This window comes from Exiguobacterium sp. s35, from assembly GCF_018617535.1.
Lineage (GTDB): Bacteria > Bacillota > Bacilli > Exiguobacteriales > Exiguobacteriaceae > Exiguobacterium > Exiguobacterium aestuarii.
Genome location: NZ_JACSKI010000003.1, coordinates 28,256 through 41,368 on the forward strand (window position 1 = coordinate 28,256; position 13,113 = coordinate 41,368).

At 49.6% G+C, this 13,113-nt stretch carries 12 protein-coding genes; 8 read left to right on the plus strand and 4 right to left on the minus strand.

Annotated elements, in window-relative coordinates:
• Positions 1–41: 41 nt before the first annotated feature.
• Entirely contained in the window at positions 42–911 is an 870-nt protein-coding gene (locus KNO75_RS12175; RefSeq protein WP_214796250.1) for a DnaJ C-terminal domain-containing protein, read from the plus strand.
• A gap of 19 nt (positions 912–930) precedes the next feature.
• The gene (gene clpB, locus KNO75_RS12180) at positions 931–3,522 is read left to right on the plus strand and encodes an ATP-dependent chaperone ClpB (RefSeq protein ID WP_214822064.1); all 2,592 of its coding nucleotides are present in this window, start codon (positions 931–933) and stop codon (positions 3,520–3,522) included.
• 30 nt (positions 3,523–3,552) lie between these two features.
• Here the strand turns inward: clpB and KNO75_RS12185 are convergent, their stop codons facing one another.
• The 3 genes from KNO75_RS12185 to hemG form a co-directional block, all read right to left on the minus strand.
• Entirely contained in the window at positions 3,553–3,855 is a 303-nt protein-coding gene (locus tag KNO75_RS12185) for a hypothetical protein (RefSeq protein WP_214822065.1), read from the minus strand.
• Positions 3,856–3,924: 69 nt separating this feature from the next.
• Complete coding sequence (locus KNO75_RS12190; RefSeq protein ID WP_214822066.1) at positions 3,925–5,010, minus strand: TIGR04053 family radical SAM/SPASM domain-containing protein; 1,086 nt, start codon at positions 5,008–5,010, stop codon at positions 3,925–3,927.
• On the minus strand, positions 5,007–6,371 hold the full coding sequence (gene hemG / locus KNO75_RS12195; protein WP_214822067.1) for a protoporphyrinogen oxidase: 1,365 nt from the start codon (positions 6,369–6,371) through the stop codon (positions 5,007–5,009). Before hemG ends, KNO75_RS12190 begins: the two co-directional genes overlap by 4 nt.
• A gap of 115 nt (positions 6,372–6,486) precedes the next feature.
• Here hemG and KNO75_RS12200 point away from each other — a divergent pair, with 115 nt between their 5' ends.
• Together KNO75_RS12200 and glsA are read left to right on the plus strand one after the other, a co-directional pair.
• On the plus strand, positions 6,487–6,651 hold the full coding sequence (locus tag KNO75_RS12200) for a hypothetical protein (protein WP_214790769.1): 165 nt from the start codon (positions 6,487–6,489) through the stop codon (positions 6,649–6,651).
• A gap of 48 nt (positions 6,652–6,699) precedes the next feature.
• Positions 6,700–7,641, plus strand: a complete 942-nt coding sequence (gene glsA / locus KNO75_RS12205; RefSeq protein WP_214790767.1) for a glutaminase A — start codon at positions 6,700–6,702, stop codon at positions 7,639–7,641.
• On the opposite strand, the gene KNO75_RS12210 is transcribed toward glsA, so the two are convergent.
• Positions 7,638–8,411: a CHAD domain-containing protein gene (locus KNO75_RS12210; RefSeq protein WP_214822069.1), complete on the minus strand. Its 774-nt coding sequence runs from the start codon at positions 8,409–8,411 to the stop codon at positions 7,638–7,640. The genes glsA and KNO75_RS12210 overlap by 4 nt on opposite strands.
• A 39-nt stretch (positions 8,412–8,450) precedes the next feature.
• On the opposite strand from KNO75_RS12210, the gene KNO75_RS12215 reads away from it, so the two are divergent.
• The 4 genes from KNO75_RS12215 to KNO75_RS12230 all read left to right on the plus strand — a co-directional run bounded on the left by KNO75_RS12215 (position 8,451) and on the right by KNO75_RS12230 (position 13,091).
• The gene (locus KNO75_RS12215) at positions 8,451–9,809 is read left to right on the plus strand and encodes an MATE family efflux transporter (protein ID WP_214796262.1); all 1,359 of its coding nucleotides are present in this window, start codon (positions 8,451–8,453) and stop codon (positions 9,807–9,809) included.
• A gap of 79 nt (positions 9,810–9,888) precedes the next feature.
• Entirely contained in the window at positions 9,889–11,076 is a 1,188-nt protein-coding gene (gene nagA / locus KNO75_RS12220) for an N-acetylglucosamine-6-phosphate deacetylase (protein ID WP_214822071.1), read from the plus strand.
• Positions 11,073–11,837 (plus strand): glucosamine-6-phosphate deaminase, encoded by a 765-nt coding sequence (gene nagB / locus KNO75_RS12225; protein ID WP_214822073.1) that lies wholly within the window; start codon positions 11,073–11,075, stop codon positions 11,835–11,837. Before nagA ends, nagB begins: the two co-directional genes overlap by 4 nt.
• 150 nt (positions 11,838–11,987) lie before the next feature.
• Positions 11,988–13,091 carry an LCP family protein gene (locus tag KNO75_RS12230; RefSeq protein WP_214822075.1) on the plus strand — a complete coding sequence of 368 codons (1,104 nt, stop codon included), beginning with the start codon at positions 11,988–11,990 and terminating at the stop codon, positions 13,089–13,091.
• Positions 13,092–13,113: the final 22 nt, after the last annotated feature.

A 13,113-nucleotide genomic window follows, 5' to 3' on the forward strand; every position in this document is an offset into this window, starting at 1 on the left:
AGTTAACAGAAACGGGAAAGGGATAGGTGAGGTGAATCCATATGGCTAAAAACTATTATGACGAGCTCGGTGTCTCAAAAGGGGCGAGCGAACAAGAGATTAAACGTGCATACCGGAAGTTGGCGAAACAGTACCATCCGGACGTCAATAAAGATCCTGGCGCACAAGAGCGATTCAAGTCAGTCCAAGAAGCGTTTGACGTGTTGAGCGACCCAGAGAAAAAAGCGAACTATGATCGATATGGTAGCCCGGATGGACCGTCGTTCGGACAGGGGTTTGGTGGCGGTGGAGAAACTTACGGGGAAGGTTCGTCCCAGTTCGAAGATTTATTCCGACAATTCGGAGGTGGGTCGCGTACGACTTCGCGAACATTCGGATTTGAAGATATGTTCGGGAGCTTCTTTGATCAAGCTGTCGAAGAAGACTTGGATGAGACCGTTCGTGTGAATATCCCACTCAGCCAATTGACGAAGGAATCGAAAGTGAGCCTTCGACTTCAAACAGGCACGGTGAATGTCAAAATTCCACAGGGTGCCTATGAAGGTCAGAAGTTGCGGTTGAAAGGAAAAGGCAGCCGAGTCGGACAATCAGGGAACCGAGGAGATGTATACGTCGAGCTTCATTTTGCGGATGACGATACGTACCGACGTGAAGGAGAGCATATCGTGACGTTGAAACGATTGCGTCCGCTCGAGTTTTTAGATGGATCGAGCGTCATCATTTCAACACTCGACGGAGGACGGGTGAAGTTGAAAGTGAAACCTGGAAGCCGACCGGGGCAACGGATGCGCATTCCAGGTCGCGGTGTCATGACCGGTTCGAAAGTACGTTCTGACTTATTCGTACAACTCGAGGTCGACCTGCCTCTTGATGAAACATACCGTTCTGTCTATGAGCAAATCGAACGTTAATGGATAAGGAGGAATCGTGATGGACTTTAATCGTTTTACAGATAAAGCACATGAATGCATTGTCAGTTCACAGGCGTTAGCAAAACAATATCATCATAGTGAAATCAATGAGTGGCACGTCTTGGCATCTATGATTTCCCAGACAGACGGGATTGCGCCGTTGCTGTTTCAAAAAATGGAGATCAACGTATCTGAGATTGAAGGAGAAGTCGCGCTTTCTTTGAAAAATGCGCCAAAACTTCAAAATCCGACGACACCGATGATTTCTGCTTCTTTGTTAGGCGTGTTGACGACGGCCGAGCGGGAAGCGACAGGGATGAACGATGAATACGTATCGGTCGAACATATCTTACTCGGGATCTTGTTGAACAGCAGTCAGGCGCAGGCGATGCTTGAGCGAAAAGGCATCACGGAAGAACGACTCCGCGAGGCGCTCGTCGCCGTACGTGGCAATCGCTGCATCACATCGAAATCGCCTGAAGCGACGTATGACGTCTTGACGAAATACGGACGAGACCTCATTCAAGAAGTGAAGACTGGGAAAATTGATCCGGTCATCGGACGCGATAGTGAGATTCGTCGCGTCATCCGGATTTTGAGTCGGAAAACGAAAAACAATCCGGTCCTCATCGGGGAACCGGGTGTCGGGAAAACGGCGATTGTCGAGGGACTCGCTCAGCGGATCGTTCGCGGAGACGTGCCGGAGAGTTTGAAAGACAAAACAATCTTCAGTCTCGACATGAGTTCACTCGTCGCTGGTGCGAAATATCGTGGTGAATTCGAGGAACGACTTCAAGCCGTCCTATCAGAAGTGAAGGAAGCAGAAGGCACGATTATCCTCTTCATTGATGAACTGCATACGATTGTCGGAGCTGGGAAGTCGGAGGGGTCGATGGATGCCGGAAACATGTTAAAACCGATGCTCGCCCGTGGGGAATTGCACTGTATCGGTGCTACGACGTTAGACGAGTATCGCCAATATATCGAGAAGGACCCTGCACTCGAGCGGCGTTTCCAACAAGTGCTCGTCGCTGAACCAGACGTCGAGGATACGGTTTCCATCTTGCGTGGCTTAAAAGAACGTTTTGAGATTCACCACGGAGTACGCATCCACGATAACGCTCTCGTCGCGGCGGCGATGCTATCAAATCGCTATATCACCGACCGGTTCATGCCGGATAAGGCTATCGATCTCGTCGATGAGTCGTGTGCGATGATTCGGACTGAGATGGAATCGATGCCGGCTGAGCTCGATGAATTGGTCCGTCGGGTCATGCAACTTGAAATCGAAGAAGCGGCGCTTAAAAAAGAGAGTGACGCGGCTTCCATGAAGCGTCTCGAAGCACTTCAACAAGAATTGGCATCACTCCGTGAACAGTCTGACTCGTTACGTCTTCGTTGGGAAAATGAGAAAGAGTCAACGCACCGCGTGCAACAAATCCGGGGAGACCTTGAAAAAGTACGTCTCGAATTACAAGAGGCAGAAAGTCGCTACGACTTGAATCGGGCTTCAGAACTGAAATATGGACGAATCCCAGAACTCGAGCGAGAACTAGAAGAAGCGGAACAGCTAGCGAGTTCGGTGACGCGTGAACTCGTACGCGAAGAAGTGACGGAAGAAGAAATTGCCGAGGTCGTCTCGAAATGGACCGGCATTCCGGTGACCAAACTGACAGAAGGAGAGCGAGATAAACTGCTCAACTTAGAAACGGTGCTACACAAGCGTGTCTTCGGTCAAGATGATGCGATTCGCTTGGTCAGTGACGCGGTCATCCGGGCTCGGGCCGGAATCAAAGACCCGAACCGCCCAATCGGTTCTTTCCTCTTCCTTGGACCGACGGGTGTCGGTAAAACCGAGCTCGGGAAAGCGCTAGCGGAAGCGATGTTTGATTCAGAAGATCATATCGTTCGTCTCGATATGAGTGAGTATATGGAGAAACATGCCGTATCACGACTTGTCGGTGCACCTCCAGGATATATCGGTTACGAAGAAGGCGGGCAGTTGACGGAAGCCGTTCGCCGTAACCCTTACTCCGTTCTCTTGTTAGATGAGGTCGAGAAGGCACACCCAGACGTTTTCAATATTTTGTTGCAACTGCTCGATGATGGTCGATTGACCGATTCGCACGGTCGCATCGTCGACTTCAAAAATACGATTGTTATCATGACGTCGAACATTGGAGCAGACATTTTGCTCGAAGCGGCGAAAGATGGTGTGATCGATGAGGACGAAGAGCGTCAAGTGCTTGATAAGCTCCGCCGACATTTCCGTCCTGAATTCTTGAACCGGGTCGATGAAACGATTTTGTTCCATCCACTTACGAAAGATCAAATCGGTCAAATCGTCGAGAAAGCAGTCGGTCGAATGAGTGAACGGCTCACGACACGCTCGATTCATATTGAAATCACGGATGCAGCTAAAACGTTCGTCGCCGATGAAGCGTACGAGCCTCAATTCGGTGCTCGTCCAATCAATCGTTACGTGCAACGAACGATTGAGACGAAGCTTGCCCGGAGTATCCTAGCGGGAGATGTCGAGGATGGCCAAACGGTCGTCATCGATGTCGAAAACGGGGAATTGACGTTACGTCCGTCGACGGTCAATGCATAAGAAAAGAGGAATCCGATCGGATTCCTCTTTTTATGTATGCCGAGGTTGTCGTTTCAAGAGTAGAAAACTGATGCCTACAAAGATGAGGTAGAGCACCGTTCCGAAAAATAAATTGAATAGCCACGGGATGGTCCCCATGAACAAGGCGCGTGTCGCTTCCTGGAACCAAAGCAGTAACCAAAAGAATAAACCAAGACTCGTTGCGAGTAGGACATAAAACCCCGTCCTGCCATGTTTCGTCAATCGTTTGATCCCGAACCCGAGTAAAGCCGTTACAAGAAAAATCGTACCTAGCCCAATATAGAACAATCCATCAATCGGCAAAGACTGCATCTACATGTCTCCTCTCACACCATAAGAACCATATAGTTTCACCTTACACCTTGAGGGAATAAATGGGAATCAAAAAGGTGAAGCGTTTCGTCGCTCAGGTTGATAAATACAATATGGCTCTGATTCCTTATAGTCTCCCGTAACTGCGTATGCCCGCGCCCGTGAACCACCACAAAGATAGCGATATTCACAATAGCCACATTTCCCTTGGTGTGTATCGGGGTCACGTAGCTCCTTGAACGTCGGATGGTGACGATAAATATCAGCGAGGGGTGTCGTTCTTACATTTCCGCAATGGATCGGTAAAAACCCGGAAGGCTGTACGTCTCCTGTGTGCGAGATGAAGACAAACCCGTTCCCGTCATTCGTCCCACGTGGTGCCTTGGCTAAATCATCATGCGGATGTCCGATTGGGGGGAGCCCATCTGCTTTTCGCCGCTGATTTTCTTGTCGTGCCACCCGCCGATAGAACTGGGCTTCTGTTGTCGAGATGATGAACGGTGCCGTCTCCTGTAGTGAGAACGCCCACTTGAGCACTTCTTCATGTCGCTCGGGAGAAATGGGCTGTAACAGTGAACCGCGTCCGGTCGGGACGAGGAAAAAGAGCGTCCAGACGGATACACCGAGGGACTCTACGAGTTTCGCCATTTCGGGCAAGCGATCGACGTTGTATTCGGTCACCGTCGTGTTGATTTGAAAAGACATCCCTTCTTCTCGGAAGTAGGAAATTCCTCGGATGGTACGGTCAAAACTGCCACGTGTCCCTCGAAAGTAATCATGCGTCTGTGCATCCGGGCCATCGATAGAAAACGCCCAGCGTGACAATCCGGCAGCTTTTGCTCGTTTTACGGCGTCATGCGTGACGCGCGGTGTGGCAGAAGGTGTCATCGAGACTCGCATCCCGAGAGAAGAAGCGTACGCGGTCAATGCAAACAAATCTTCACGCATGAGGGGGTCGCCACCTGTGAAGACGAGAATCGGATTATCCATCGCATGAATCTCTCGAATGAGCGCCTTTCCTTCTTCCGTGTCGAGTTCATTTTCGTATCGGTGAAACTGTGCCTCGGCCCGGCAATGTACACAGGAGAGCGCGCAGGCACGCGTTACTTCCCAAATGACGATAAACGGGTTCTCGTGATAGTCGATGTGCTTCATACCATCACCCCCTGCTTGAGGTTTAGGTTGTTAACCGCTTGTTTTGCCGAGTCGACGCAATCCGGCAAGCCGACGCCATGGAGGATGGCGCCACAAGCTTCGACACCGTTCCACTTCGAGAGTGCTTCTTCAAAGGCTCGAACATCTTGTTTATGGCCGACCTCATATTGGGGCATCGTTTGAACGTGGCGTTCGACTTTCGTAAAGAGTGGTGTCCCGACTTTTTGAATACGGCGGAGCTCGCGTAAGGCGAACGACGCAATCGTGTCATCGTCCTCGTGCAACAAAGGTGAAACATACTCAGAACCGATATACATCCGAATCAACGCCTTTCCTTGAGGTGCCATATGTGGCCATTTTTTATGCATCCAACTGCAAGCGGTCAAGGCGTTGCCTTCAGATTTAGCAATGACATATCCTGTCCCATCTAACGCCTCCACTTCTGATTCGTCGAATGCGGCAAGGACAGTCATCGAAGATGTACGTTTTAATGACGATAAACGCTCAGCTTCTGGCAACCCGAGCAGCGGTCCGAGCATGTTTGGGGAAGTCGCAAGGATGATGCCGTCAAACTGCTCGACCGTCCCATCCGCCAATATGATTTCATGCGGTCTTACGGACTTGACGAATGTATTCAGCACGAGGCGGTCGATGGAAGGACGGAGCGCCTCGACGAGCGCACCGAGCCCTTGGTCGATGGATAAAAACTTTCCGGTCTCGGACGGCTTCACCCCAGCCTGAACAGGTGGTGTGAGTGCTTTCATCCCGAGAATCAGACTGCGAGTTTTTTGTTCAATCGTGATAAACTGAGGGAAAGTAGACTCGATGCTCATATCATCAAGCGTTCCGTTGTAAATCCCGGACAGAAGGGGTTCGATCATCGTGTCGACGACTTCTGAACCGAGTCTCGTCCGAAAGAAGCGATCGAGCGAGATGTCCTCCCCTTCATACACACGCGGAATCACGAGGTCGAGTCCGGCACGAAATTTTCCTCTCCACGTAAAGAGATCCGTTTTAACCATCGGCCAAAACTTAGTCGGAATCCCCATGACCGACCCCTCTGGCATCTGTCTCAGTTGTTGACGAACATAAATGTAAGAGGTCCCGGTTTTAGAACGAACGAGTTGGTCCTCAAGACCGAGGTCGGTAATGAGAGTCGTCAAAGTTGGCTTTCGTGCCATATAGCCATCCGGTCCGGTCTCTAATGTGAATCCGTCTCGATAGATGGTTCTGATTTTTCCACCGAGACGGTCCTGTGCCTCGAACAGTGTGACGTGTGCGCCGGCGACCTTGGCATAATGTGCCGCGGCCAGCCCGGCGATGCCACCTCCGATAATTGCAATCTGATTCAATCGATTCACCCATTTCTTTAAAATTCTTTTCTTACTAACGGTACCGAGAATGTAGACGCAGACATAGGATAAGTGTCACGGAGTTCTAGACAAATTTGTCACGAATTCGAAAGGGGACGATGAGATGATCGCCTTCATCATTGTCGCGACTGTCATTGTGTCAGGTGTGATTGGGTTTATTGTGACGATGAATCGACATGGGGAAAAATTGGTCGGGGACGAGGAAAGTCCATCGATGATTTGGGCGGATGAGGACTGGTATAAAGAAGATGGACCGCCAGACGGGTAATATGATAAGATGACCCGGTTGAAATTTGATGGAACATGAGGTGATCGAATGAATGTACTCGAACAACAGTTGAACCACTTGATTGATGAGTGTCGTCCGTACACAGCTCAAGGGAAAGTAGCGGACTATATCCCGGAACTGGCGCATGTGAAAAATGATTTACTCGGGGTGGCGATTTGTTTGCCAGACGGTACGTATATTCACGCTGGGGACGTTCATCATAAGTTCACGATTCAAAGTGTATCGAAGGCGCTGACGCTTTGCTATGTGCTGATGGAGTTTGGGGAAGACTATGTGTTTTCAAAAGTAGGGATGGAACCGACGGGCGATGCGTTCAACTCGATTGCGAAACTCGAGGAGACGGTCCCGTCAAAACCGCTGAATCCGATGATCAATGCGGGGGCGTTAGCAGTGACGAGTATGATTTTAGGGGAGACGGCTGAGTTAAAGATTTATCAGTTCCGTCAATTTTTAGCGACGTTGTTAAATCGACCGGTGGAGGAAATTACGTACGATGAAAAAGTCGCCCGCTCTGAATACGAGACGACCGACTTGAATCGCGCACTCCTCTATTTTATGCGTCATCATGGGATTGTAGAGGGAGACGTCGATGAAATTATTGACGTGTATACGAAACAGTGTGCCATTGAAATCGACTGCTTTGACTTGGCACGAATCGGACGTGTCTTCGCTGGGAACGGGGAGGACCCGGATACAGGGGAAGAATTGATTCCGCGTCGTGTTGTTCGGATCGTCAAAGCCATCATGACGACATGTGGCATGTACGATGCTTCGGGGGAGTTTGCCGTCCGTGTCGGTCTTCCAGGTAAGAGTGGAGTGTCCGGCGCCATTTTAGCGGTTGGGAACCACGAACTAGATTTGAGTAACGTCGGGTTTGGCATCTTCGGTCCAGCGCTCGATTCAAAAGGGAACTCGATTGCGGGGATGAAGTTGCTCGAACTTTTGATTGAACGGTATACATCGCGCTAAATGGTTAGATGTTCAACGGATGTATCCAGTTCGTGCTGCAACGTTTTGATTTTTGTATCATACGCAGACTGTAGGTCGACAGGCGGTGTGAACGAACGCCAACGCTTCAACAGTTGGTCATGGTCGTTCATCTCACCGAGTTCGGTTTGCATCTTTTTTAACGTACGGACGGTGTCCATGGACGCGTCCGACTCGTAGTTTAACAAGTATTCATGTAAGTATCGCTCACGTTTCACGGCCAAGCGGACTTTATGGAGCGCTTCGATTTGATCTTTCCCATTGGTTTGTTCATGATAGATGCGAATACGCTGTTTGCGCTCGCTTTTCGCCTTTTCTAACTTCGGAGAGGCGTTCGTTTTTTTAAACGCACGAAATAAAGGTCCTCCGATGAAACGGCGGATTTGTTGATCGAGTGAAGGGGTCATCTTTTCACTGACTCGAGTCGAGAGAATCGTACGTTCGATGGCACGTTGCTTTTCCATCGCTTGAAGAAACGCTTCATCGAGATTCGTTTCGGCATCAAACTGTTCGACAAGTACGTCGAGGTCACGCACATTACCAAGTGCTTCCATCAATTGTTTGAGTTGCCGGAACGTCGCAGGCTTCGTCTCAAAGATTTGCATGAACGTGATCAGCTTTCGTAAATGAACGCGGGCGCGGTGAATATCCTCGGAATTGTTGAACGTGAGAGCTTCGGTCACGTAGTGATTGAACGTGTTCCACGTTTCTAACAGCTCAAATTTAAGTTTTTCTGCATGCCGTTGATTCATGATATTGTTTCCTTTCTGAAAAAGAGATGAGGGTTGTCCATGTACCAAACACATTCATTAAACGAAAAAATAAAACTATTCTTTACGATTTTCTTCCCAATCCTAGTCACGCAAGTGTCTTTTTATTTGATTAGCTTTTTCGATACCGTCATGTCCGGACGCGCGGGTGCGGTCGATCTGGCAGGCGTCGGTGTCGGATCAAGCTTATGGATGCCGGTGTATACCGGACTTAGCGGAATCTTGCTGGCGGTGGCTCCGATTGTATCGCAAGCGCTCGGCGCACGGGATCGTCAACAGATTCAACGCACGCTATTTCAAGGTATCTACTTAGCCGTCATACTGAGTATTGTTACGCTGACATTAGGGTCTTTCCTCGTGCCGATTGCAATCGAGGGAATGGGGCTCAGTACGGAAGGGAAGCGAATCGCGACCCAATACTTACTTGCACTTGGTTTCGGCGTCTTACCGATGTTTTTGTTCAACGTGCTTCGCACACTCATGGATGCGCTCGGCAAGACGAGGGTCTCGATGATCCTCATACTATTAGGGTTACCCATTAATGTCGGATTAAATTACATCTTCATCTTTGGAAAACTCGGTGTTCCAGCGTATGGCGGCGTTGGGGCAGGAATTGCCTCGAGCATCACCTATTGGTTGCTCTTTTTCATGGCTTTCTTTTTCGTCAGAAACGGAAAACCATTCCGTGAATATAAGTTTTTACGGACGACTGAGCGCATCATCTGGCTCAGACAAAAAGAGTTGTTGCAACTCGGGACGCCAATTGGGCTTGCCATTTTTGCGGAGGTCAGTATCTTTGCGGCGGTCACGCTACTGCTTAGCTCATACGGGGACCAAATCGTCGCGGCACACCAAGCAGCCATTAATTTCGCCTCGTTCGTATATATGCTCCCGCTTTCGGCATCGAGCGCACTAACGATTGTCGTTGGATACGAACTCGGCGCGAGACGGCTGCAAGATGCCGTTCGATATGCGAAGATTGGAATCTCGCTTTGTCTCGCTGTCTCCATCTTTTCTGGTGCATTGTTGTTTTGGCAAAATGAGCGGGTCGCTGCCATTTATACGAATGATCCGACGGTCGTGGACCTCGCAGCCCACTTCATGATTTTCGCCGTGTTCTTCCAGTTATCAGATGCAGTCGCCGCACCGATTCAAGGGATTTTACGAGGGTTCAAAGACGTCAACATCACGTTGGTCCTTTCTCTTGTCGCCTATTGGGTCATCGGTTTGCCTCTCGGTTATGTATTGGCGGAACACGCTGGATTCGGACCAGACGGTTATTGGATCGGATTGATTGCCGGGCTGGCCGCCGGAGCGGTCTTATTATTCCTCCGACTCGTATGGATTGTCCGACGCTACGGGACGCTCCAATCGACATAAGGACGTAAAGGTTGTTCGCAATTGTGAACAATCTTTTATTTATTATAAATTGGTCTATACAACTATACTTTTATCCAGTATGATAACATGGAGGAAAACAAAAAGGAGTGGTGAACCGGTGGGGACATTGATCAATGCTCATATCGTGTCAGCAGAACAAACATGGGAGCGAGGGTATATCAGGTGGAATGGCCAATCGATTGACGAAATCGGATCGATGGAACAGTTTGTACAACGAGATGAGAACGTGATTGATGTCTCGGGTGCGCTCGTGACCCCTGGTCTCATCGATATCCATATTCACGGGGGATATGAAGTCGATACGATGGACGCGGACGAGTCACGGCTTCGTCAATTGAGTGAAGACATGCTACAAGAAGGCGTCACGTCATTCTTTGCGACAACAATCACTCAATCGAAAGAGGCGATTGAACAAGCGTTGACGGCCGTTCGAAACGTCATGGCAACAGAGGATACGACCATCGCCGGAATTCATTTGGAAGGGCCATTCGTTAACGTAGAGATGGCGGGGGCGCAACCGGCGGAATATATCATCGACCCAGATGCGGAACAGTTTCGAAAATGGCAACAGCTTGCTGGAGGCCATATTCGACTCGTCACGTATGCACCGGAACGACCAGGAGCCCGTGAATTTGAAGAAGCGCTTCGCGAGTCAGGAGCAATCGGTTCTGCGGGACATACGAGTGCGACGTTTGAAGAGAATAAGCAAGCGGGCGTTAAACATGGAACACACTTATATAACCAAATGCGAGGCTTGCATCATCGGGAACCGGGAACGGTTGGATATTGTCTGTTAGAGAAAGGTGTCATGGCCGAAATCATTCCAGACGGGATTCATAGCCGCCCTGAAATGGTTGATTTTGCTTACCGTTTAAAAGGAGCAGATGAACTCGTCGTCATCACGGATGCGATGCGAGCGAAGGGTTTGCCTGACGGACAGTATGAATTGGGAGGACAACCGGTCATCGTAGAAGGCGGCGCTGCCCGCCTTGAAGCCGGCAATCTCGCAGGGAGTGTGTTGACGATGGATGCAGCATTCCGAAACATTCAAGCGTATACCGGATGTACGGTGGAAGAGGCGGTCAAGATGACTGCGACGAATGCGGCAAAAGAATTCGGGTTAACGACAAAAGGAGACATCAAATCGGGGTTTGATGCGGACCTTGTCGTCTGGGATGACACAGCACATGTTCAGATGACAATCGTCAAAGGAAACATCGCATATGAACGGGAGGATCAAAGATGAACGTATTAGTCGCCAAATCAGCGAACGACGCGGAACGAATCGCATATTTGCTCATCAAAGAACGGATTTCAGGGAAGCATGACTTCGTACTCGGTCTCGCCACAGGTAGCACGCCAGTCGGAATGTATCAAATGTTTAAACAAGACGCGCTCGATTGTAGCCATGTGACGAGCGTCAATCTGGATGAGTATATCGGACTGTCACCCGAGCACCCCCAAAGCTACAACCGCTTTATGAAAGACCGACTGTTTGACGAAGTACCATTCAAGCAAAGCCATCTTCCTCAAGGCGATGCGCCAGATCCCGAAGCGGAAGCGGAACGGTATGAAGCACTCGTCCGAACACTTGGTGTCGACTTGCAACTCCTTGGAATCGGGGAAAATGGACACATCGCATTTAATGAACCGGGTACAGCGCTTGACGCGAAGACGCATGTGACTGAACTCACCGAATCAACACGGGAGGCAAACCGTCGCTTTTTTGATCGGCTTGAAGATGTACCGACCCACGCCATCACGATGGGACTCGATACAATCATGAATGCGCGGGAGATTGTTCTCGTAGCGACAGGCGAGCGGAAGGCGGAAGCTGTACAACATATGATTGAAAGTGTACCGACGGTCGACTGGCCGGCGACGATTCTGCAAGCACATCCTGGTGTAACGGTCGTACTCGATGAAGCGGCGGCATCGCGCTGTGCAGAGGCCCTTCAAGCTCGAGGGCAAGAAGCGGCAACGCGATTCTTCACGATTCGGGCTTAACTAACCTGCGGAGACATCTCCGCAGGTTTTTCTGTTTTCAACTGTGGGAAAATGTAAAGAAATGAATTTGTCATCAAAACGTTTTCGACAAATTTCACACTTTCCTCTATAATGAGTGAAGCTTATTACTTTGACTCGAAGGAGACCATTATGAATTCTAGAACACATACTCGTAGACAGCGCAAAGGTCCGTCTGCGTTTTATAAGGTATTTAGTGCCCTCGTGCTGATTGCGATTATTGCTGGGTCTAGCATTTACGGTACCGCATTTTATAAAGCCCACAACATGTTGTCCGGTACTCAGGTCACGTTAGAGGACGACCCAACAGTCGAACCGACTCGCTTTGATAAAGAAGACACAGAGTCGTTTTTGATTTTAGGGACTGACCTTTCTCCACAAAAGAAAGCGCGTGGAGAGTTTGGACGCTCGGATGTCATGATTGTCGTCATTTTGAACAAGAAAGAAAAACAGACGACGATGCTCAGTATCCCACGTGATTCGTACGTGAATATCGATTACACGGGATACAACATCCCTTATGGAAAGACGGGTCTTGATCAAGATAAGATTACGCACGCCTATTACTTTGGTTCGATGGATGAATCGAATCCGAACAACGGGATGCGCATGGCAACGAACACAATCGAGGACTTGGTCGGCGTTGAAATCGACCATGTCGTCTCGCTCAACTTCCAAGGGTTTGTTGATTTCATCGATGCGGTAGGTGGTGTTGAGATTGACGTACCGTTCTCATCACAACAAAACAGTTATGACGCCTCGCGTGAGACCGTTCAAATCGAAGAGGGACTTCAGCAACTTTCTGGTGAAGAGGCACTCGCCTACGTCCGAAACCGATATGACGACCCACGTGGTGACATCGGCCGTGGACAACGCCAAATGGAAGTCATCAACGCCGTACTCGAACAATCACTTGGCACGTCACTGATCAATAACTACGATAAAGTCTTGAAAGCCGTCGGTGACAACATGCAGACGACGCTCGGACCGAATGATTATATGCGTTTGATTGAAGATGTCGGTGCGTTGCACAATACGGTGCAATATCAATTGACAGGTGAAGGTGCCCGCGCAGCTGACGGCCACTTCTACTATTTCTTGAATGAACCGCTTCTTGAAGAAGTACGCTATCGTGTACAACAAGCGGACGCAGGCAATCCTGTGGAGCCGATGACGGACACGGAGTTGGAGTCTTACACGTTAGACCCGAACGGAATAACGTACGAAGCACAATAAAAAAAGTTTGCCTCTCTCGGGG